Annotated in this window: 23 protein-coding genes and 2 pseudogenes; 11 read left to right on the top strand and 14 right to left on the bottom strand. The window is 42.0% G+C overall.

Going from position 1 to position 22,812, the window contains the following annotated elements; translation table 11 throughout:
* The first annotated feature begins 15 nt into the window (after positions 1-15).
* From FIV04_RS06900 to FIV04_RS06865, 9 genes and pseudogenes are all read left to right on the top strand, one after another.
* On the top strand, positions 16-258 hold the full coding sequence (locus FIV04_RS06900) for a single-stranded DNA-binding protein (RefSeq protein WP_152468665.1): 243 nt from the start codon (positions 16-18) through the stop codon (positions 256-258).
* Positions 259-269: 11 nt separating this feature from the next.
* Positions 270-404, top strand: coding sequence for a membrane protein (locus FIV04_RS27315; RefSeq protein ID WP_048612093.1), 135 nt, complete (start codon positions 270-272; stop codon positions 402-404).
* Positions 405-556: 152 nt separating this feature from the next.
* Positions 557-2,188 carry a hypothetical protein gene (locus tag FIV04_RS06895; protein ID WP_152468664.1) on the top strand — a complete coding sequence of 544 codons (1,632 nt, stop codon included), beginning with the start codon at positions 557-559 and terminating at the stop codon, positions 2,186-2,188.
* A gap of 3 nt (positions 2,189-2,191) precedes the next feature.
* Positions 2,192-2,506, top strand: a complete 315-nt coding sequence (locus FIV04_RS06890) for a DUF2523 family protein (protein ID WP_032549088.1) — start codon at positions 2,192-2,194, stop codon at positions 2,504-2,506.
* Positions 2,506-3,638 (top strand): annotated as a pseudogene (locus tag FIV04_RS06885) (zonular occludens toxin domain-containing protein). The gene FIV04_RS06890 and the pseudogene FIV04_RS06885 overlap by 1 nt, the downstream one beginning before the upstream one ends.
* A 70-nt stretch (positions 3,639-3,708) precedes the next feature.
* Positions 3,709-4,257: a DUF2726 domain-containing protein gene (locus tag FIV04_RS06880; protein ID WP_152468663.1), complete on the top strand. Its 549-nt coding sequence runs from the start codon at positions 3,709-3,711 to the stop codon at positions 4,255-4,257.
* 480 nt (positions 4,258-4,737) lie between these two features.
* Positions 4,738-5,985, top strand: a complete 1,248-nt coding sequence (locus FIV04_RS06875; RefSeq protein WP_152468662.1) for an ATP/GTP-binding protein — start codon at positions 4,738-4,740, stop codon at positions 5,983-5,985.
* A gap of 7 nt (positions 5,986-5,992) precedes the next feature.
* Positions 5,993-6,496, top strand: coding sequence for an RloB domain-containing protein (locus tag FIV04_RS06870; RefSeq protein WP_152468661.1), 504 nt, complete (start codon positions 5,993-5,995; stop codon positions 6,494-6,496).
* Positions 6,497-6,780: 284 nt separating this feature from the next.
* Positions 6,781-7,143, top strand: coding sequence for a hypothetical protein (locus tag FIV04_RS06865; protein WP_152468660.1), 363 nt, complete (start codon positions 6,781-6,783; stop codon positions 7,141-7,143).
* A 217-nt stretch (positions 7,144-7,360) separates the two neighbouring features.
* On the opposite strand, the gene FIV04_RS27130 is transcribed toward FIV04_RS06865, so the two are convergent.
* From FIV04_RS27130 to matP, 7 genes and pseudogenes are all read right to left on the bottom strand, one after another.
* Positions 7,361-7,729: a phage protein gene (locus tag FIV04_RS27130; RefSeq protein WP_116871519.1), complete on the bottom strand. Its 369-nt coding sequence runs from the start codon at positions 7,727-7,729 to the stop codon at positions 7,361-7,363.
* Between the two features lie 91 nt (positions 7,730-7,820).
* Entirely contained in the window at positions 7,821-8,270 is a 450-nt protein-coding gene (locus FIV04_RS06855; RefSeq protein WP_152468659.1) for a hypothetical protein, read from the bottom strand.
* Positions 8,267-8,503, bottom strand: a pseudogene (locus FIV04_RS06850) (single-stranded DNA-binding protein). The gene FIV04_RS06855 and the pseudogene FIV04_RS06850 overlap by 4 nt, the downstream one beginning before the upstream one ends.
* A gap of 362 nt (positions 8,504-8,865) precedes the next feature.
* Positions 8,866-10,086 carry a hypothetical protein gene (locus tag FIV04_RS06845; RefSeq protein ID WP_152468658.1) on the bottom strand — a complete coding sequence of 407 codons (1,221 nt, stop codon included), beginning with the start codon at positions 10,084-10,086 and terminating at the stop codon, positions 8,866-8,868.
* Between the two features lie 156 nt (positions 10,087-10,242).
* Entirely contained in the window at positions 10,243-10,551 is a 309-nt protein-coding gene (locus FIV04_RS06840) for a hypothetical protein (protein WP_152468657.1), read from the bottom strand.
* 97 nt (positions 10,552-10,648) lie between these two features.
* Positions 10,649-10,957, bottom strand: a complete 309-nt coding sequence (locus tag FIV04_RS06835) for a DUF3634 family protein (RefSeq protein WP_150872370.1) — start codon at positions 10,955-10,957, stop codon at positions 10,649-10,651.
* A gap of 18 nt (positions 10,958-10,975) precedes the next feature.
* Positions 10,976-11,431: a macrodomain Ter protein MatP gene (gene matP, locus FIV04_RS06830; protein ID WP_150872368.1), complete on the bottom strand. Its 456-nt coding sequence runs from the start codon at positions 11,429-11,431 to the stop codon at positions 10,976-10,978.
* 189 nt (positions 11,432-11,620) lie between these two features.
* Between matP and FIV04_RS06825 the strand changes: the two genes are divergently transcribed.
* Both FIV04_RS06825 and fabA read left to right on the top strand, forming a co-directional pair.
* Positions 11,621-13,270, top strand: a complete 1,650-nt coding sequence (locus FIV04_RS06825; protein WP_152468656.1) for a Lon protease family protein — start codon at positions 11,621-11,623, stop codon at positions 13,268-13,270.
* Between the two features lie 71 nt (positions 13,271-13,341).
* On the top strand, positions 13,342-13,857 hold the full coding sequence (fabA, locus tag FIV04_RS06820; protein WP_032549106.1) for a bifunctional 3-hydroxydecanoyl-ACP dehydratase/trans-2-decenoyl-ACP isomerase: 516 nt from the start codon (positions 13,342-13,344) through the stop codon (positions 13,855-13,857).
* 185 nt (positions 13,858-14,042) lie between these two features.
* On the opposite strand, the gene rmf is transcribed toward fabA, so the two are convergent.
* The 7 genes from rmf to pyrD form a co-directional block, all read right to left on the bottom strand.
* Positions 14,043-14,216: a ribosome modulation factor gene (gene rmf / locus FIV04_RS06815; protein ID WP_084181794.1), complete on the bottom strand. Its 174-nt coding sequence runs from the start codon at positions 14,214-14,216 to the stop codon at positions 14,043-14,045.
* A 160-nt stretch (positions 14,217-14,376) separates the two neighbouring features.
* Positions 14,377-16,104, bottom strand: a complete 1,728-nt coding sequence (locus FIV04_RS06810) for a DUF3466 family protein (protein WP_152468655.1) — start codon at positions 16,102-16,104, stop codon at positions 14,377-14,379.
* Positions 16,105-16,113: 9 nt separating this feature from the next.
* Complete coding sequence (locus FIV04_RS06805) at positions 16,114-18,030, bottom strand: ABC transporter ATP-binding protein (protein ID WP_152468654.1); 1,917 nt, start codon at positions 18,028-18,030, stop codon at positions 16,114-16,116.
* On the bottom strand, positions 18,008-18,226 hold the full coding sequence (locus FIV04_RS06800; protein WP_032549112.1) for a glutaredoxin family protein: 219 nt from the start codon (positions 18,224-18,226) through the stop codon (positions 18,008-18,010). Before FIV04_RS06800 ends, FIV04_RS06805 begins: the two co-directional genes overlap by 23 nt.
* Positions 18,227-18,295: 69 nt before the next feature.
* Positions 18,296-20,416, bottom strand: a complete 2,121-nt coding sequence (rlmKL, locus tag FIV04_RS06795; RefSeq protein ID WP_152468653.1) for a bifunctional 23S rRNA (guanine(2069)-N(7))-methyltransferase RlmK/23S rRNA (guanine(2445)-N(2))-methyltransferase RlmL — start codon at positions 20,414-20,416, stop codon at positions 18,296-18,298.
* Positions 20,417-20,912: 496 nt separating this feature from the next.
* On the bottom strand, positions 20,913-21,461 hold the full coding sequence (locus tag FIV04_RS06790; RefSeq protein WP_032549115.1) for a cell division protein ZapC: 549 nt from the start codon (positions 21,459-21,461) through the stop codon (positions 20,913-20,915).
* A gap of 196 nt (positions 21,462-21,657) precedes the next feature.
* Complete coding sequence (gene pyrD / locus FIV04_RS06785; RefSeq protein WP_032549116.1) at positions 21,658-22,668, bottom strand: quinone-dependent dihydroorotate dehydrogenase; 1,011 nt, start codon at positions 22,666-22,668, stop codon at positions 21,658-21,660.
* Positions 22,669-22,812: the final 144 nt, after the last annotated feature.

Raw genomic sequence — 22,812 nt, 5'->3', positions numbered from 1 at the left:
TAAAACGGAATTGTTATGCCTAAGTGTGCCTTACCAAATGACAATGGATTTCTAGCTTTAGTTGAAACGTCAGTTGAGTCCTGCTCTGGAGTCATTGTGATTACAGCTAGTGATTATGAATATTTGATGGGGTTCACTCAGGTTACTGCAATCGAAGCTACGGCGGCTTTCGGTGGGGCTTTCTCACTGGTTTTCGTTAGCGGCTTCGCTATGTCATATGCCGTCAAAATGGCGGTTAAGTTAATTAAAATTTTATAAGGAACTGAATTATGGAAGCTATTTGGGCTGCTGTAGATTTTGCTGATGTTGCAACTAAAGTGGGTGCTGCGGGTGTAGCAATCGTTGGTATCACTATGGCGTATAAGGCAATCGGTCTTGCCAAACGTGCTGTTAAGTCCGCTTAACTGATGGAGGTTTCTGAGTATGTTGGTCGCCATACATGACCTGATTCTTATGGTCTTTGCTCTTTTGGGTGGCTTGTCTGGTTTTCTAGCTGCTCAGAATTTCCAAGGTTAATTTCAAAGGGGCTTCGGCTCCTTTTTTTATAGGTTGTTTTATGAAAAGCACATCTCTAATTCTATTAGCTTTGCTTTGTTCTGCGCCTGCTCTATCCGCTGATGTCACTTACGGCGGCCCGTATTCTCAGCTCAAGGTGAAGCTCTGCTCTGATACACCACCCAGTCGCTCCTTACTTCCTGTAGGGAGTCTTACTTGCGATGATAATCCGCCCCAACCTGATTCATACTGCACGGCAAGTTGGAACTATGCCGATACAGATATTTTTAACTGTGGTAGTGAAACGGCAAACCCTGACGATTTGAATAACAACGGTATACCGGACAATGATGAAGACTGGGACGGTGACGGACTTGTAAATGGTGTTGACCCTAATCCCACTCTTAATGATAACGTGGACCTTGATTCGGATAACAACGGGATACCTGACAAACTTGATCCCTTTTTTGATTTGTACAAAGCAAGCCGACCTGAGCTTATAAAGTGTGATGCTCAAGACCCTGATTGCCAAAGCTCTAATACCGCTATCTACAGTCTTTCTAACGCTAATCGAGATTTGACAAATATTATCAATCTTATGGCTGAGGGTAATACGAGTAAGAAGTTTACAAGGACACTTGAGAACCTACGCCAGACAATGACGTTTCAAGAGGAGCGGACTCGAAAAGAGCTACAAGATTTAGAACGCGCTATTAACAACATCGATGGCGGTGTTGATAACAGTCGACTGATTAAAAATGAATTTAGCGATGTTGACGTTAAATTCTCTGAATTACATAACGAACTGGATGCCATTAACGATGGTGTTCTTGCTAATCAAGGTTCTATCTCTGCTCTTGGTGGTTACGTTTATGAGGCTAAGCGTAATGCTGAAAATGCCGCAGATGCTGCAAGTGGTGCACAAGATATTTCTAATCAAGTTTTGAACGCTGTAAACAACCTTGAGGTTTCTGGCGGTGGAGGTTTGACGGCAGACCAACAAAGGCAACTAAAAAATGCTGCTAAATCTTGGAATAATCCTCAAAATTTCAAAAAGCTATTTAAAGCTAATGGAGAGATAAAAAGCAAACTCAATAAGGTTCTTACAAGCACCACCGACATTAAGCAAACACAAGATTTCCACACTCAAATGTTATCCAGTGTTGCTGATGATGCTGCTTATGCCGTCAATCAGGAGCTTGGCGCGAGAATCGACCAATTGAGTGACCAGATAGGAGCCATCTCCGGAGGCACATCAACCGTCGACTTATCAGGTGTTCAAACAAGCATTGATGGGTTATCGGGGAAAGTAGACGGACTAACCGAGGGCGTTAACGACATAGGTGAGCTTTTGAAAGAAGTTGATACTTCAGCGGCCGGAACTGGTGGCTCTTGTATTGAAACCTCCAGTTGTCAGGGGTTCTATCAGTCCAGTTATGACGGTGGTTTAGACAGCATTGTTACCGCTCAACTTCAAGAGATGAAAACATCGGTGGTTGACCCTTTCGTTTCTAGCTTTGGTGAGATTGATTTAAGTGGTGCTAAGCGCCCTGACTTCGGTCTGCCCGTTCCTTTTTATGGCTACTTTTCATTTGATGACTACATCGATTTAGATTCGATATTTGGTTTTCTCCGCTTCATCTTCTTAGCATCGACAGCGTTCTATTGTCGTCAAATTATCTTTGGAGGATAACTTATGGATTGGATTATCTCGCTTTTCAATCAGCTATTGGAGTTTCTCTATCGACTCGTTATAAGCCTTGTCGACATGCTGAAAGATATGGTTTTCTGGATTGTTGAAGAATTCATGTCTGTCGTGAACAAGGGATTGTCTTGGGCGGTGGCTGCATTTGAGCCTGTGGACGTCAGCCAGTATTTAGAGTCTATCCCACCCAACGTAGCTTGGGTCATGGGTGCTGTGGGTTTGCCTCAGTGCCTAAGCCTTATCATTTCTGCGATTGCGATTCGCATGATTCTGCAGTTAATTCCATTTACAAGGTTGGGTTCTTAATGATTTATTGTATTGCAGGCCGACCACGTAGCGGTAAAAGCTATGAGAGCGTGGCCTATCACATTATTCCTGCTATCAAGGCGGGTCGAAAAGTCGTTACCAATGTCACTTTAAACGTGCCCTATTTCCAAAAGGTTTTTGGCAATCATGTGCTCGAACTCATAGAGGTTGTTGACGGTAAGCTAAACGAATATGGCTCTATGGATAGACCCTTTTCAAAGCTTGAGGATTACCAAAGTGATTGGCGAGACGCTGATAACAAAGGCCCTCTGTTCGTGATTGATGAGGCCCATATGGTGCTACCTAATAGACAGCTGGATAGTAAGATTCTTGAGTTCTATTCACTGCATGGTCACTACGGCATAGACATCATATTGCTGACTCAGAATCTGAGGAAGATTCATAAAGACGTTCGCGATATGGTTGAAATGACTTATTACTGCGCTAAGAATACCGCTTTTGGTAGCAAGAACACGTACAGAAAGTGCGAATTGGTGCAACGACTGAGGTCGTCAACGAAGAACAGCGCAAGTATAAGAAGTCATTCTTCCCTTTCTATCAGTCCCACACCCAAAGTAGCGGCAGCGTAGCCGAGGCCATGAGCAACGACATTAAACCAATATGGCATCGTTGGCCTTTTTGGATGGGTGGCTTACTCATTGTTTGTGGAATCATCTTTAACATATACGCTTGGTCAGACGGTGAATCAGAGCCTGAACCAACTACAGTAATTCAGCAATCTGAGCCGCCCCAGGTCTCAGTTCCTGATGGTGTGCCAGATGACAGTTCGAAGTCTAAAAATCGCGCTAAGGGTTTTGGCCCTCTTAGTGAGTTTGAATTATCGGTAACGGGCTACTCTCGCCAAACCGCTTGGAAAGATATCAGCAAGAATTTGGTCGACTTTCAGAACTCTTTTGTACGTATTTACATCGAGGTGCATGAGAACCAAAGTAAGCTGTTCACTTTCAGTCAGTTTGAGCTGATAGAGATGGGTTATGGCTTTAAAGTATTAGCAGATTGCGTGTACAGTGTGACTTGGGGTGATTCAGAAAAGATTCTGACGTGCGTCGAACCCAACAACGAAGAGACAAAACATGATCCTTTTGATTTTGGTAAGGCTGTGACGTTCTAGTATTGATGTTTTTCACATAAAAATCTGACTGATAACATGCATCCATACATTAACCCACTGGATTAAATATATGGATGTATCAATTCTCATACTTGCTGCGCTCTTCTTTGTTCTTGCCTTGATAGTAAAGTTTCTTAAGTCTTCACTGAATGGTTCACAAAACCCTGATGATAGTTCGACTAAACACTATCAATATCAGCCGATTAAAAAGCTTTGTACTGCTAATGAACTCAGCTTTTATCAAGCTTTGGTTATAGTGACCAAAGGAAAGTACACCGTTTTTTCAAAGGTGCGCATAGCAGATGTGATGGCTCCAAAGAAAGGAGCATACAACAAAAGTGATTGGTGGAGAGCTTTCAACGCTATTGCCAAGAAACATGTCGACTTTGTTCTCTGTGACCCTTTAACTCTAGAGGTAAAAATGCTCATCGAGTTAGATGATTCAACTCATAACCGCCAAGATCGAAAGGAACGAGACAAGCTTGTTGATATGGCCGCTGCGTCTGCGGGTGTTGAAATCAAGCATTTTAAGGTAAGAAAGAGCTATGACTATTTTGAGCTAGAGAGGTCACTTTTTGGCATAGAAGAACCTAGCACCAACGAAGCTGCTCAAGCATAGTATCGCCCCGCAGGGATAAGTGAGAGCGGAGCGCGAACGATGCACCGAGCCACTCGATAATGGTCAATGGTTCTCAGAGCTTAACTGGTGAGTGTTTCAAACTGCCCAAGCTGAGAATATGAAGTGCCAGCCCCTTTCCTGCCAGAACATCCCTTGCAGAGCCTCACTATATCAGTGGGGCTCTTTGCTACTGCAACCCAACAATCTAACATCGCGCATAAACTGAGCTTCGTTCCGCGCTTCGTTGGGAGGGGCCTGTTTCGTCGGGAGGGCCGCAACGAAGCGCGGGACGTTAGCCCCCGTGTTGTATCACGGGGGTAAATTCGACCTAGCTATCAGCCAATTCGGTCTCATGCTCTACTTTTTTGAGCCTAATTTTAATTTAGTAGTGTGAGAAACTGACAGAATTCTTTCTCGACAATCAATTTTTTAGTGATATGCTCAATGTAGAGACAAAAAAACGTCCCAAAGGCATTAAAAATGATTAAAAGCTATAAGTTCAAAAATTTTCAATCATACCTAGATGAAACAAATGTTGATTTAACGGTTTCTAAAAAAAGTACGCATTCTTACTTTGATTACGAACAAGGTGACGGTTCAAAAATATCTAAAGTAATGTGTGTTTTTGGAGCTAATGGTTCCGGTAAATCCAATCTTCTAAAACCTCTGGCATTTGCTTCTTGGTTCCTTACTCATTCATTTAGATCTCTAGATAAGGAAGAAGAAATCCCTATCATTCCTCACTTCGCCAATAGCGAAGGTCTAACAGAGATTGAGATTGATTTCATAGTTCCTCTATCTACCCCAAGCGACATAGCTAATGAGTTCGAATATAGATACTCACTTGCATTGAATGAGACACATGTCGAACGCGAAGAGCTGAAAATCAAATCGCCAGATACAGGCTTATTCCGTAGAGTATTCTCAAGAGAGTTGATAGACGGCCAATACGTTATTAAGAAAAATAACGAGTATGTGAGAGGTAAACTTTCAATGTTCGATGGCTGTCCAAAGAACTGCTCTATGATTTCTTACCTATCACGATTTAGAGATGATGAAAAACAAGCAGCTAAAGCTCCTTATATTATTTTAGTAGCAGCATACTTTAGCTTGAATGCTTCTAACTTAACTATAAGTGGAAGAGATAACGAAATACATTTAGAGATGGCTACAGAGTATTTTGACTCTAACCCTGAGAGCTTTGAAAAAGTTAAATCTCTACTAAGAGACTATGACTTGGGTGTAAAAGATATAGAAATTGAAAATCGTGTAGTTCTTAACGAAACAACGGGCAAAGAAGAAGAGAGATTAGTACCTCTTTTTGTACACTCCAATAATAATGAAGACTATGAAGTACCGATTTGGATGGAGTCTAATGGTACACAAACTGCTTACTACATGCTTGCGCAAATAATTCAAAAGCTCGATACAGGTGGTGTAGCAATTCTCGATGAGTTTGATAATGATCTCCACCCGCTATTAACTCTAGAGATATTAGATTTATTCAAGTGTAGTTATCAAAATAAAGGTAACGCTCAATTAATTTTCACTACGCATACTCCACAAGTATTAGATGTTCTGAGAAAACAACATTGCTACCTAGTAGAAAAAGAGGACTCTGTATCAGATGTTTGGCGCATAGACCAAATAGAAGGTATCAAAGAAAGAGACAACCTATATTCTAAATATATTAACGGCTTGCTTGGCGGCGTTCCAGAATTCGATTAGAGGTCACATGGCTAGGAAAATAAAAAAACAAAAGCCTGTATTGATATTTGTTGGTGAAGGCTCTGCTGAGAAAGCATTTTTGTTACATATTCGTTCGTTATACGCAAATGGTAACAAGAGCGTAAAACCAAAATCGGCAGGCGGTAAAGGCCCAAACAATGTAATCAATGATGCATTGGGTGAAGCTCGTTCTGGGCGAGGAGAAACCAGTGTAGCTGCGTTGCTAGATTTAGATATACCTTGGCCACCCAAGCTCGTTGCTGAGGCCAAAAAGAAGGATATACCTTTGATTGGCTCAAACCCTTGTTTAGAAGGGCTTTTGATTCAAATTCTAAAACTCAAAAAGCCAACACCATTAAACAATAATACAGCTAAAAAGCTTATTCATCCCAAGCTAGATGGTAGCCCGACCGATAAAAATAGTTACGCTTCGCTTTTTACAAAGGAAGTATTAGATGAGGCTGCAAAAGTTGTTCCTGAACTAAAAGCAATCATCGACATCATGCAGTAAACTTTTTGCCTGCTATAGCTGTAGCAGGCAAATTACTATTTTATTTGGCAAGTTTCAGTAGATACCTTGAAGTCTTGGTCTCAAGCTCTTACTGCCCCCCCCAATAAAGCAATTGCCTCACCTTCAATCTTCGCGACAACATACTTCTGGTATATGACCTTTTAACACATTACGTGACTAAGCTCATGTACTAGCATTCAAACTCATTGTAATTATTCATAATTTTAATATATCGTAGTGGTTGTTAAATTCATTGAAATTAGTATGTTAAGGGTAATTAGGTTATGGATTCTTTTGATTCAAGTAATGAAGAACATGAAAATTCGATCGAGAACTTTATAAACTATAAGCAAGAAATTGAAAAATTAATTGAACGTTTAGTCGATAAGACAGGTATGTCAGAGGAAATTATTAGACAATTTGTAAATGAATGCGAACTTGAAAATGCTGTAGATATTGATGCATGTGTTGAAGAGAAAATAAAGAATGAACTAGAGCAGCAACAAAAGAATATTACTAATCAGGAAGGTCCTGCTCCCGATAAGCCTGAACCGGAAGAACAAGATACAGACGAACCTAAGCCGGAAAAAAAAGATGTAGATGTGCCTGATGAGAAGAAAAGTAGACCAAGAAGAAGATTAAGATAAATAGATAGAATTATTCCCTACAAAAACAATAAAAAGCCGAACCCTCTCGATAAAGGTTCGGCTTCTTTCTCCTTGATATGACCAAAAAGGAGGACTGGCTACTTAAACAGGAATTTCAATGTTCCAGTCGCAGTTACTCTACCAATAAAAATCACATCACGTTAATTATGCTCATTCAACTCAGAGCTCGCCCTAGAAAAACCATACTTTTCTAACCCTATTTCTTGATATTAGCTATTGCTCTGGCAAGACCGAGTAAGTGTGTTGAAGTCTTAATCTCTAACTCTGATTGAATTCCTAATAATGCAATCCCTGCCAATATTTGTTGTGGTCTCACGACTTGGCCAGTGGGCAACTCCATTCGGTCGTGTAACATTTTGAACTGTTCCCAGTCCTCACTAATGCTAAGTTCCCGACCTTTGGCCATTCTCATGAGCCTTTTACACTCGGGAGGAATTGGATTCCCCTCGTCCCAACCTGTGACAGTTCTCACAGATTTAAAACAGAGTTCAGCGACCTCTTCCTTGGTCATTTGACACTCTAATTCTCGAAAAATGTAATTCTTACTCATTTCGCGATACTTCAATGATAAAACCTCTAAATACAAGAGGTTGCATTGAATTTATAATATATGCACCATTAAACATAATCAGACATAATACGTAGTTGGGTTGTACTTATTGGGCATGGCGCTCTGGGCTATCTGTTACGTTGAACCTTGTGACTGACAAGCTTTTACGAGCTGCGTCCATTGCTTGTTGGTCTGTTTTGTATGGCCCATAGATTTTGGTTTGGTGGCTTTGTTGCTCATCCACGTTTGCAACTGACATGAACCAGTCACCGATTAAAAACTCCGAGTCAGCCAGTTCATTTACTTCTAGGAAGTTTAAACCAACTACATTCGACACCATGCATTGAACTTGATTGGAGTCTTCACGGTACCCAAGCATCTTCACATGATTTTTATCTGACTCTCGCATCAACAACATTTCATGTAGCCACTCTAAGCTGTCGAAGATCTTTTTGTATTGTGCCTTTGCACGTTCATCATTGGCATCTTCAAGTGCTTCATCCACATCATTGTGTAACCAGCTAATGGATTGTTTGAGCTCTGCTGCTGTCATCATTTCATTGACCTCACAAGTTTGATACCGAAGCGCTTTAACTCAAGGCGCCGAAGTTATTGACCGTGAAGCTTGAACTATCTAACTAATAGTTTCCCGATTTATAAGCCGATTGGTCGCCTTGTAATGATAGCTTCATTTCAACTGGAAACTTACCACCTAGATATGCGTAGCCGATTTGCTCTCTATCGTTCTTGTTTGCTATCGCTGCCTGACAATGTTCGACTTACAATCAATCGTTGCTCTGCGTCATCACAACACTCATATTGATGCAAGAAACTCTCGGTGCACACGCGATAGCATTCATTCTTCAGATAGAAAAAGTTACAGTGCAACTTGATGCTACTAACGTTAAACAAATACGATAACTTTAATGAACCTGAAGATAACTTAACTCAAGCTCTAAGGCTGAAAGTTAAAAAAGAAATAAGGTGTGGATGTTATACGTTCCCTGCTCTTTTTCGTGAAACATATAAGAGTTTTAACAAGTTACGTAAAACACGGATGGTATTATTGAGATGGCTGTAACTATAGCTTTGAAAGAAAACACCGACTACATTGCAAAGTCGGTGCTAAACACACTTTAGTTACGTGGTAACTAGATACTATTCATCAACTGCCCAGGGACTCTCGATTTCATCTGAGCAATAGCCAAACCCGACATTTGCACCTGAGAGAACCAATAAGGACGATGCTTGAGGTTAAACAATTCACTATTGTTTAGGGATTCGAAAATAGAAAAAGCATGAGCCTGGGCAAGTGCAGCACCATAAACGCTCCTATCAGAAACATTCACACCATCGACCTCCTCCACTAATGCTTGCTTAATGTAAGTGGTATTCGGGCTCCAATCGATATGTTCGATCAGCTTATTAAGCAGTGTCATTTCCATGCTTGAAAACACTTTCTCTAGAAAGCTGGTATCAGGTAACACTTCCGCACAAGCATAGTATTCGTTGTGCTTATCACTTGCTTCACGATAACTCAGCATAGTTTGGACGAGAGCATCTTCAAACGTTTGAGAGAAATGATTGCATACCAGAAACATTGGTAAAATACGAAGTGTGCCTAATAGAATACCAACGTCAGGCTCTCTGACCGAAGTGTCTTGCAGACGTATACGCGTTGCATTTGCGGTCACCATTAAGTGCTGCCATAGCTTCGGAGCAATATGTTTCGTATTTTCATCAGACCACTTAAGTAGCGGTTGGCTCATCAAGATAGGAAAAAGTAATCGACTATTATCAATCCCGATCTGCCCTACGGCTATTTTCGGGTCTAAGATGGCTTTAGGCTTACGGCCGTATTTTTCACAAAACTGCCTGTTAGAAACAAAGTCCGTTAGGCTCGACGATAAGCCTCGATTCTCTTCCGCTACGCGGTGCAGTTTATTGAAGTTCAATGAGGGAGAATAGGCAACGCTAGCGAAGTCGTTATAGTCTGGAAGCTGAGAAAAAAGAGAGCTAATAAGAGTGCTTTCAAGCTTCTTTTCTAGAAGTACTGAAGCTGTTTCGCATACATCTTCTAGAACATAGCGCAGTGTGTTTTGCTTCGCTGCGATTTTTTGACGTTTAGCGGCAACCCTATCTTGTTCGCACATTAATAAAATGCGTTGATTATTGGTTATACGCTCCGATTCTTTAAAAATAACATCATCACAATAGCGGTTTTCAAGACTAAGCAATGAGTCAACGAGGTCCTGATTAAGTTTGTATTTGGGACTGACGAGCCACTTGTTAAAACGTTCTGCAACATTCGAAGATATTTTTCTGGAGAGTTCTACTACTTCAGGAGTGTAATTTTTATTTGCTAACAACAACCTACAAATCCCTTGACCACATTTCGTTATCTGGCTGTTATGACAGCCTATCTAAATTATTAGTGGTATATATTAAATGAAGTTGCATTATTTTTCACGGGATAGTTATCGGTTACTCAATAAATTTAGTTATAGTGCGTTAGCTGCAGTTTGTCGTTAAAAACTTATCTGGATACGAATGAATTTTTCATAGCTTTGGTACCGATACTGTTTCTTAGGTACTGCTTTTTTAGCTAGCTTACATAATTTCGCATCACCATGAGTCCTAACTCGATGAACTTTGGTGAATACTTTGCTGTGCTTCATTTCCAGCATCAAATCACAAAACCCATCAAGCTCACCATGTCCTTTAGCATTCAGTGTTTTGATAACTTGAGATTTAATCTTCTTCGCCACCGGGTTAACCAGCGCATCATCAGCGATAGAAACATGAGAAAAGAAAAAGAGAATCAGTAACCTTTTCATAATACCTCCTTCGACTGAAGGTATTATGCAGGTCGAATTTGAACAATTTGGATGAGTTTAGAATGTCAAAGTACTAGTCAGTTAGCATTATCAGAATTTACGCTCTCTTAGAGCCTTTCGATTTAAAGCCATTATGAGGGAAAACGTTACGAATACGTTGTTGAGTGCTTTTAGGAACCTGTTTGGAGAACTTTAAGTTGTAGCCAGAGCGTTTCGCATAAACCTTCAGCTCACCATCAAAGCTCTGATTACGGCCGATTTCTTGTAAGTTGTGTTTGAAACTTGGTGGCATATGCCCTTTAAACTGCACTATTTGCCCTTTTTCAAAAGTCACTTTGAGCACAGGCCTATCAATTGCAACTAACCAAAATACGAGTGCTGCTCCAATAAGAATCACATACATCATAACAGCCGCCTTAAATCACTATTTATCGTCAGATAGTAACGCACTCAAATCCTCTTTGAGGCTTGTTACTGTTTTGCTTGCCTGTTCACTTCTTGATGCTTCACTTACCAAATATTCAATCGCGTCAGAAAGCGTACAACCTAGTTCATTTGCTCTTTGTGAAAGTTTTTCCCAAACGCGATAATCTAAATCAATCGACTTTTTCTTGGTATGGACTTGTTCTGCGTTAAAGTGGCGCTTACGTTTCGCTCGAATAGCCTGCTTTAGCTTGTTGTCGAGCTCTAGCGACATGTGCTCTTCTATCCACTCAAGAACGCCTGTAGGCTGGTGTTCTAACTTAAGAAGATTCTGAACAGCGACATCTGCTTCACTTGAATCGATATGACGGGTAATGGATTCACCTTCCTTCCATTTCTTTACCAGATAGTTCCATTTCCAACCACATTCTAAGTTTTCAAGCTGCTGATATTTCATGTCAAATCCCAAATGTTAATCCTAGTGACAGCGTAACCCAAATTACCTAATTAGACAATTGATCAATTAAAAGAATAGACCAAGATCATACTTATATTGCTTGGTTTATTGCGATTAAACAGATACTTCTATTAGGCATTGTCGTTTTTCTATATACTCCCTGTCTCTTTACCATTTTTAGTAGATTCAATGACTCAAGTAGACTGGCGACATGTTACGCCACAATATGATGAATACGCACATCAGTTAGAGCAATACCCTAACCTAACGCCCTTTTCATTTACTCAGATTCAGCATAGATTCCGTGACGCCTTAACTCGCTTTGTGCGCTTGTCTAGCCTATCACGCGTGTTACTCGTCAACGCACCTGATAATGCCATCTATCGTCAACTTATCATTGAATCATTGAGTCTCTCTACTTCAGACGATAATCACCCTGTAATCAGAACAGAGTCACTTAATGCAGAAGCACTGTTCGATCAAGTTGAGTCAAAAGATGGACACGTAATTGCAACCAAGCACGGCCTGCTTTCTAAAGCCGACAATGGATTTCTTATTGTATCTGCGAATCTTATCCTCGCGAACCCAGGAAGCTGGCTATTACTTAAATCTGCCTTATTAGGCGATGAGATTGAACCAATCAGAAGCAACCCAGATCATCTATGTGCACCACAGCTACCTCGTACATATAACATCAAGCTCATCATAGTTGGTGATCGTGGCCAAATGGGCGACCTTGATTATTTAGACAGCGACATCCGCAGCGGCTTTTGCCTTTTTAGTGAGATTGAACAAGATCTTAAGTTAGACCAAGAGAGTTTGGTTGAATATTTAGGCTATCTAAAATGGCTACAACAACGCTATCAGTTACCAGAGCTTAATGTAGAAGCTGTTACAGCCTTACTTTGCGCTGGTGCTAGGGAAGCTGAAGATCAAACATATACCCCTTTGTGTCCAATTTGGCACAACACTTTGCTTAGTGAAGCAGCTATTGAATCAAACAACACTGAAATCAATAGTATTCATATCGAGCAAGCCTTATCACACAAATACCAACGTGAGTCTTATCTACCTGAGCGAGCTTTAGACGATATCCTTGATGGACAAGTGATCATTGAAACTCAAGGTGAGCAAGTTGGCCAAGTTAATGGTTTAACCGTTATTGACGTCCCTGGACACCCTATCTCTTATGGTGAGCCTGCTCGTATTTCGTGTGTTATTCATTTTGGTGACGGCGATATCTCAGACGTGGAACGTAAAGCTGAACTCGGTGGTAATCTTCACGCTAAAGGTATGATGATCATGCAAGCGTTTGTGAGTGCCTCGCTGAATCTTGAAGATCCTCTGCCATACTCGGCCTCGGTAGTATTCGAACAGTCTTACTGTGAAGTTGATGGTGATAGCGCCTCGCTTGCGGAGCTATGTTCACTGGTTAGTGCACTTTCTGAGTACCCGATTAATCAACACATCGCGGTTACCGGTGCCGTGGACCAATTTGGGCGCGTACAAGCGGTTGGTGGCTTGAATGAAAAGATCGAAGGCTTCTATCACGTCTGTAAACATCAAGGGCTAACAGGCGAGCAAGGTGTTATTCTACCGCATACAAACTTGAAGCATTTAGCGCTTCAACCCGATGTCGTAGAAAGCATCAAAAATGGACAATTTCATATCTGGTCTGTATCAAATGTAGACGAAGCAATTCCTCTTATCATGAACAAACCATTTAGAGACGAAGAGCAAGAAAGCGTTCTTAGCAAAATCGCGGAACGTATTGAAAACTTTGAAAGACATGAACATCCGCCAGGAATTGTGGAACGCATCAAAAACTGGTTTGTCTAGTACTGATCGGACTTGTTTAGCGTACACCTGTTCACTAATATGCACCTATCAAAAATTGGAGTAAATTGATAATGCAAAACAAACGTGATTCTTACACTCGCGAAGAGCTTCTAGCATCAAGCCAAGGCGAACTATGGCCACAAGGCCCTCAACTTCCAGCACCAAACATGTTGATGATGGATCGCATCACTAAGATGTCAGAAACTGAGGGTGATTTTGGTAAAGGTCTAATCCTTGCTGAGTTAGATATTACTCCAGACCTATGGTTCTTTGATTGTCACTTCCCAGGTGACCCTGTAATGCCTGGTTGTCTAGGTCTAGACGCAATGTGGCAACTAGTTGGCTTCTTCCTAGGCTGGGTTGGCGGCGAAGGTAAAGGCCGTGCTCTAGGTGTAGGTGAAGTGAAATTCACTGGTCAAATCCTACCAACTGCGAAAAAAGTAACGTACGAGATCCACATGAAACGTGTCGTTAACCGTAAGCTAGTCATGGGCTTAGCAGATGGTCGCGTTCTTGTAGATGGTAAGGAAATCTACGTTGCAAAAGACCTTAAAGTTGGCCTTTTCCAAGATACGTCTTCTTTCTAAAAGAATTCTTAAGATAAAGCTGCTAATTGCAGCTTTTCTTTTGTGCCAAACATATTAGTTATAGTGCATTAAATGGTTGGTTATTTGCTGTAACCATTAAAGTTGCCCCCTCCACCAGCTTCTCGTTCCCAAAAATAACAAGGCCCCGAAAATCGGAGCCTTTGAAATCCTTGACGTTTGTCCTATTACTTATAGAGACCTGCTTGTTTGTCATCTTTGGCATCACGCCAACCACCTAGCCAATACGACCGAGAATCCATTTGGCTATACGGGCAAGCTTCTTGCGACCTTCCATTTAAACCAGCCTTGTAGCCTTGAGATTGTGCTCGTTCTAGGCGATCACGCTTTTGTCTCTTCATAGTGCAGTCCTCATACGGGTGTCCATTTCTAAACATATAATGATTACAACATCGTGGAGTTTCTGTGACTCCAACTTTAAGAATTAACCAAGATCCTACTTTTCTCAAGGCGAAAAAAAGCCCAAGTTCAGAACTGTGAACTTGGGCTCAAGAGCTAAAATTATTTAAATTTTCTACGGAACCCGAGGAAACCAAGCAGTGTCAAAGCGAAAACACCCAGGCCCGCGCCTTGACGTTCAACATTCTGAGAATCAGTTCCACGCGCTTGTATATCAGCAGACGTTGCACCAGAAATTGGAACCAGTTTTACAGCGACAACTTCCTCTACTGCATCAGATGATGCATTTCCACAGTATGAGTTATGCGACGTTGTGTCATACTGTTGTGCCACGCCATTCACTGTACATTTGATAGCCGTTGCTGAAATAACACCTGCGTCATTGATATCTGATGCATCGATGATACGGAAAAAGTTATTCTGGTCTGAGAAATCTTGACCATCAGCATTAGCACCGTTGGTCAGGTCGTCTAACCACCAAGCTTTGCTATCGAATAATGCGATTCTCGAAGGGTCTGTACCGTCTGCTTGATACGGGTAAATAAAACCACGATGGCGACGCTCGCTACCATCGACTTCTCGAATAGTATCGGCGTCAACTTGGCCAACAAACTCATTAAAGTTGTTAAGCGCTTTAGCTTCCGAACCTGCACCAGTGAAGAACAAAGAGCTCTGTAATGTAAAGTTTGCAGAAGGAGAACCAGAAGCGATGTTATCAACAACAAATGCTTTGTTTGCGGCTGAACCACTTTCTGGCACATAGCCATTACGTTTTGCATAGCCAACAGCTAGAAGATTATCATTTATATCGGCCACAACCGAATTACTGTAAACAGCATCATCATTAGAAGATCCTGAATTTACTTGAGCACCAGAAACTTGCTTCGTTTCCCAAGTAGCCGAAGACAGATCAATGCCATTGCTTATGAACACACTAGCGTTCATGTCTTGTAGATCGCCACTACCATTAACTGTGTCAAAGCCGACTCCGTATAACTTACCGTCTTTCTCGGCGAGTCCACGCATACTACCTTGAGCAAAGTAATCCCCTGTCTGAGGAATATCGCCTTGGATCCATGTAAGTTGCTGAACATTGCCAGCATCCCAGATTGCTGCCTTAGAGCTAAACGTAATCGTAGACGTTCCTGTATTCGGCTGATCTACAGATATACTGCCGTAGTTGACAACAGTACCGTCACTAAGTGTTTTAGCGCCCCAAGCGCGAGACTCTGAAGCTGCAATTACAGGAACAGTAGTCACCGCGTTGTTGCGAATATCATTACCATTTGACTCGATACCAATAGGTGCAGCAGCGCTATCCAGGCCGTTAATGACAACATTATATGTACTTATAGAAGACGCGCCGCCTTCTACGAATGCCTGAGCATTGACATGTGTTAGATCATTGATTTCTAACTTCCAGGTATTCCAGCGCTGTAAGGCCCAGCTTTCACAAGTTGAATATCTTAATTCACGAAAGCAGTAGCTCTCAAAGTCGTTAAACTCTTGGATATATTGAAACGCAGCATCCATCGCAAAAGGCACTTCTTCACGATAGCTAACACCTTCAACCGTATTGCGTGTTTCGCCCGCTAACTTAAACGAACCGGTTGCACAGTTTATCGCGTTAGAATCGAAACAACCCATAGCAAGTTCATTAGACCCATCCGTCGCACTACCAGGTTGAATAGCAACACCGAAAGTTTCAGTTGCGTTCGTAATCGCTGCAGGTTTCTCTACCTCAACGACTTGGTATAAGGCAGCGTTAGCGTTCGTTGCAGCCAATACCAAGGCTGCAATTGTCGTTAACTTAAAATTCGTACTACTCATTATTACTTCTTAACTTTCCTGTTGTAGTGCCTCGAGCTCTTCCCAACGCTCAAAAGCAACTTCTAGCTCCTGCTCTGCAGCAGATAGCTTATCTAAAACTGGTTGTGTCTGCTCTACAGGTTTTGAGAAGAAGTTAGGTTCATTCACTTCTTCCTGAAGAGTTTCAATTTGGGCTTCCAATTCCTCTAAACGCATAGGTAACGCTTCAAGCTCTCGCTGTAGCTTATACGATAACTTCTTAGGTTTAGCCTTAGCTGGCGCAGTTTTGGGAGTTTCCTCAACTACTTTTGCTTTCTTTGATGGCTTTTCAACCTGACGCGACTGAAGAACTTGTGCTCGTTGTTGTTGAGCGTCGTGATAGCCACCAACAAATTCTTCAATAACGCCATTTCCTTCAAAGATCCAGCTTGTCATAACCGTGTTATCTACGAACTGACGGTCGTGGCTTACTAAAAGAAGCGTCCCCTGATAGTTGGCAAGCAAATCCTCTAAAAGTTCCAAAGTTTCGATATCTAAATCGTTAGTTGGTTCATCAAGAATCAACAAGTTGTTCGATTTAAGGAAAATACGAGCAAGCAACAGTCGGTTCTTCTCACCACCAGAAAGAGCTTTAACCGGCGTGCGTGCGCGTTTAGGTGAGAATAAGAAATCTTGTAAGTAGCTCAGAGCATGTCGTTCTCGACCACCGACCATCACTTCCTGCTTACCGTCTGCAAGGTTATCAATAACCGACTTCTCTGGATCTAAAATCTCGCGGTATTGGTCGAAGTAAGCCACTTCGAGTTTAGTACCACAATGCAGACGACCAGAATCAGGCTTAAGCTGGTCTAATAGAAGTTTAAGGACTGTACTCTTACCACAACCATTAGGACCAATCAGTGCGATGCGGTCACCACGCATAATGTTGAAGCTGAAATCTTTCACGATCTCTTTGCCTTCAAAGCCAAAGTTCAGGTTCTCTGCTTCGAATACAATCTTACCAGAACGCTGTGCATCATCGATTTGAATAACGGCTTTACCCTGCACTTCACGGCGATTCTTGCGCTCTTCACGGAGCTTTTTAAGTGCACGTACGCGGCCTTCGTTACGAGTACGACGAGCCTTAATGCCTTGACGAATCCAGACTTCTTCTTGAGCAAGCTTTTTGTCGAACTCAGCATTTTGCATCTCTTCAACACGAAGCGCTTCTTCTTTCTCTACAAGGTAGTTGTCGTAATCACCAGGGAACGAGCTCAACTGCCCACGATCTAGATCAACGATACGAGTCGCCATTGACTTAATGAATGCACGGTCGTGAGAGATAAAGATAATAGAACCACGGAAGTCTTTTAAGAAACCTTCTAGCCACTCAATCGTTGTTACATCTAGGTGGTTAGTCGGCTCATCAAGAAGTAATACGTCAGGGTCGCATACAAGCGCACGAGCCAAAGCCGCTTTACGCTGCCAGCCACCTGACAAATCGGTTAACTTAGTGTTTGGAGACAGTTTCAAAGCCCCAAGAACATTGTTAACGCGATCATCAAAGCGCCATGCGTTCGCATGATCCAACTCTTCTTGAACACGAGCTAAACGGTTAATGTTCTTCTCACTTGGATCTTCCCCAATAAGATCCAATAGATCATGGTAGATCTTTAGCTTCTTACCAATTTCCGCTAAGCCACCAGAAACATACTCATAAACCGTTCCCTCTTCATTACGAGGAGGATCTTGTTCTAAGCGCGATACAACAACATCTTGTGTCACTTGCATCTTACCGTCATCCATAATGATCTCACCAGCAAGAACCTTCATTAAGGTTGACTTACCAGCGCCATTACGGCCTACCAAACAAACACGCTCATTTTCTTGCAAAGCGAAGTCTGCACGATCTAATAATGGGTGATCGCCAAATGCTAACTGACCATTATGAATTGTAAGTAATGCCATTCTTTCTTAACCAATCGTTTAATTCTAACAAGCCAAAGGGCCAGTTCAGTTCTGTACTAATATTGCCGTCGGAGCTTTCGTATTTGAGTACGGGAATAGTGACCCCGTAACGGGAAAATAACTCATCATCAAAAGCAATATCAACCACTTGAACGTGCTGGCTAATGTTTAACTGTTCCGTAAGTTCAAATGCCATCTCACATAGATGGCACCCTTCAGTACTGTATAGTGTCAGCACTTATCTATCCTTATGCGTGCACACATATTACTTATGAGTAATAACCCAACAGTTATGGATGTGCTTATTACGTGAGAAATCTAGAGGTAATGTCTTACCAGAAATGTTCTGTGCTTTAAGGCCTAAAGCCTCTAAGCCTTCTAGATCCATCTTAAAGTGACGTTTGTTGTTCGAGAACACAATCGTACCTTCATCACGAAGAATGCGTTTTAGATTCTCCATCAACTGAAGGTGGTCACGCTGTACATCGAATGTCTGTTCCATACGCTTAGAGTTAGAGAACGTTGGTGGATCAATAAAGATAAGATCGTAGTTACCATTCTCTTTTGCTAGCCATTGTAGACAATCAGCTTGAACAAATTGGTGTTGGCGGCCTACTCGACCGTTAAGCTCCATGTTTTCTTTTGCCCACTCTAGGTAGGTATTCGACATATCGACAGTCTTAGTCGTGCGAGCACCACCAACCGCAGCATGAACTGTTGCAGAGCCGGTGTAAGCGAACAGGTTCAAGAAATCTTTACCCGCAGCCATCTCACCAATGCGTCGACGTGTTAATTTGTGGTCCAAGAACAGACCCGTGTCTAGGTAATCATGAAGGTTTACGATCAGCTTCACGCCATATTCGTTTACTTCTAGATTCGAAGAGTCTTGAGATAACTTCTGATATTGAGAAGACCCTTTCTGCTTCTGACGCACTTTAAGAACGACATTGTTCGCTTCTACGCCTGTTACCTGAATAGATGCGCGAATGATGTCTGTTAGGCGGCGTTTCGCCTTCTCTTCAGGAACGTTCTTCGGTGCTGCATACTCTTGAATCACAAGGTGACCCGGATAAACGTCGATAGCAACGTTGTATTCTGGAAGGTCTGCGTCGTAGATACGGTAGCAGTCAAGTTGCTCTTTCTTAGCCCATTTACCAATTTTGCCAATGTTCTTTTTCAAACGGTTAGCAAAATCTGGGGCGATTTGTTGTTCTTGCTGCTCAGAAGGACGCTCTGACATAGGACGATCAGAGATTGAGTAGTTCTTTTGGTGACACGGTAACGCACCATTGTTCAATTTGAACTGTTTGTCAGCACGCATACGCAGACAGCTTAGCAGTTCATCAGAACTAGAGAAGATTGACGCATTGCAACCGCCAAACTCTGATTTCAATTGAGCACCAAATGCTGTGTACAGTGCGATAAGGCCCGGTTCTGTACCTAGACGTTCACCATATGGTGGGTTCGATACAATAACACCGTTATCAAACTCAGCAGGACGTTTCACTAGCGCCGCATCACCCAATTCGAATTCGATTAATTCTTCAACGCCAGCACGGCGCGCGTTATCACGCGCTGTTTTCAAAACACGTGCATCGTTATCATAGCCGTAGAACTTACACTCTACTTTTTTCAAACCGCGACGAGCTTGAACATTGGCTTCTGATTTGATTTCCGCCCATAGTTCAGCATCAAAGTCTTCCAGAGCTTGGAAGCCCCACTTCTGACGTTTAACGCCTGGCGCCATATTCGCTGCCATCATTGCCGCTTCGATAACTAACGTACCCGAACCACACATTGGATCTAAGAATGGTTTTGTCGCATCCCAACCACTACGTAGCAGGATTGCTGCAGCTAAAGTCTCACGTAGAGGTGCACGACCAGACTCTGGACGATAGCCACGTTGGTGAAGACCGCTACCAACCATATCAACACCCAAGATCGCTTTATCGCGGTGCAGACGAACATGGATACGGATATCTGGGTTCTCTTTGCTGATATTTGGACGAGGTAAAGATTTCTTTTCGAAGCAGTCGACAACCGCATCTTTAACCTTCATCGCACCATATTGGCTGTTACGAATCTCACGGTTAGTACCGTTGAAATCAACCACAAAACGCTTAGAGCTGTGGAATTGATTTACCCAGTTTACTGCCGTCGTAGAAAGGTACAGGTCCATGTCATCTTGACAGGTGAACTCAGAAAGCACACGTACAAATCTTGAAGCCAAACGACTCCACAAACAACAACGATAAATCTGCTCATTCGTCGCTTTGAATTTAACACCTGCTTGAACAGGTTTTGCGTTTGTAATCCCTAGTTGGGTTAGTTCTTCAACTAATAAATTCTCAAGGCCGTTTGAGGTAACCGCTAGATATTGATTCATAGTGTTCTTTTATTGGTAAAAATGAGCTCGATTATACCTTATTTGAGTCAATAAGCGTCACTCTAAACACATCTTTTCATTGATTCTTCTACCTAATTGCTCAGCAAATGTTCATTGAGCGAAGCAGTCGCTAACTCTCTAAGCCAAGATATACCTTGCGCTCAAAAAACAACCTTATAACAGACTCTATGCACTAAATATTCACTCGAATATAGCTTTGTGAATTATTATTCCGCTTAATTCTGGTATATACCAAATTAAATTTAGAGGTGTAACTCGGTTACAAAACCGCTTAAACAGGGAATTTTGCAGGCCTATTTCCAGAAATCGGCTCAGAGATGTGTTGAAATTAAGTTGAAAAAATAAGCTTTGGTTGTGTAAAAAAGCACCTCATAAACAAATTATCTATGGGTCATTTGGTTGGATTACTGAATTTCAGGTATAAAAAAATCGACCCTGGGGTCGATTTTCTTAAGTGTGAGAGCGTTGTTTTTGACTAACCTACCATCGCTATGTGGCGGTGATGATGCAGGATAGCATTTGCGTCTACCATTCTATCGTGCATCACTTTAATGGAATCACCAAACTGAAGTGCTTTTGATGAGGTTAGATTAAATTCATCAAGGTCTACTGAAGCACATAAACTCGCGTTCTCTCCAACCTCTAGCACAATGAAGTAACCTAAACTGTACTGGTTATTCATACGTACAATGTCGCCCTCTTCTGGGCATTCATGGCCTTGAATCTGAGACTCAAAAAACCAACTTTTCGGCTGAACAGGTTTATGGAAGCGCTTTGCAGCAACACAGTAAAGTGCCAGCTCTGCTTGACGAGGCTCAGAAAGCTCTAGCCCGGAGATCTGTTCTTTGAAGGTCTGGTAGGAAGAAGCATCATCAACAGTGAATTCGTTCTCTTTAAATGCACAATCCACCAGCTTGTTACGGACGAGGTTAGTTTTGAAAATCATATCCTCCCCCAGATTTAGCATTAATGAACATTGCTGTTCATCGTAGTACCAACTCCATGTATCACTAGGTTTAAGCATCGTTTCGTCTCACACTGTTGAAGCATTCCATTAGGTAAAACGCAAAATTACCCTTCAATGCAGTAATTTTACTGAGCAATAGGCAAAAAAAAAGAGGAAATGAAATTCCTCTTTTCTCTAAAACTCAGCGAGTTACAGTGTATCTTTTAGTGATATCTATCAACTTATAACGTGACGTTCAAGATCGTCCCTAACATTATAGGTTTTTAACAATATCACTCACTAGACTTGGACCTTTGTAAATGAAACCTGAGTAAACTTGAACAAGTTTAGCACCCGCCATCATTTTCTCTTTTGCTGCCACGTACGAGTCAACACCGCCTACACCAATGATAGGTAGCTTGTCGCCTAGCTCTTCGTGAAGCTTACGAACGACTTCAGTGCTGCGAGATTGAACTGGGCGACCGCTTAGGCCACCAGCTTCGTCAGCATGCTTCATACCTTCAACGATTGAACGATCTAGTGTTGTGTTGGTTGCGATCACACCATCGATCTTATTTTTGATCAATGATTCACAGATTTGGCTGATTTCATCATCACTTAGATCCGGTGCGATCTTAAGTGCAAGTGGGACATACTTACCGTGTTTCTGTTCTAACTCAGCTTGCTTAGTTTTTAGCTCAGCTAGAAGCTCATCTAGTGCTTCACCGTATTGTAGAGAACGAAGTCCCGGAGTATTTGGTGAAGAGATGTTTACAGCAATGTAGCCTGCGTACTGATAAACCTTTTCCATACAGATTAGGTAATCTTCAGCGCCCTTCTCAATTGGAGTATCTTTGTTCTTACCGATGTTGATACCAAGAATGCCATCGTAGTTTGATCTCTTAACATTCTCGATTAGGTTATCGACACCAAGGTTGTTGAAACCCATACGGTTGATAATGCCTTCCGCTTCAACAAGACGGAAAAGACGAGGTTTGTCATTACCCGCTTGAGGGCGTGGAGTAACAGTACCTACTTCAACAAAGCCGAAGCCCATTGCACCGAATGCATCAATACACTCGCCGTTCTTATCTAAGCCAGCAGCAAGACCAACTGGGTTTTTAAACGTTAGCCCCATCACCTCTACAGGGCGATGCGGTAACTGTTGACGGTAAAGCAGATCGACAGGAGTGCCAGTGAAACGCTTGAAGTTTTGAATTGCAAGATCATGTGCCTTTTCGGCATCAAGTTGGAAAAAGCCAGTTCTGGCTAGACGGTAAAGCATTGTGCCTCCGATAGAAAAAAGCCCCGTGTAAACGGGGCGATATTATTTACTTATTTACCCAACAATTCAATCTATTACTACCAGTAAGGGTAAGATAATTCGAATTCTTAACAAAGTTCGTCAATAATTAGGCAAACGTTATCG

Origin of the sequence: Vibrio sp. THAF190c (genome assembly GCF_009363355.1) — a bacterium.
GTDB lineage: Bacteria > Pseudomonadota > Gammaproteobacteria > Enterobacterales > Vibrionaceae > Vibrio > Vibrio fortis_A.
This window is presented reverse-complemented; position numbering and strand designations above follow the sequence as displayed.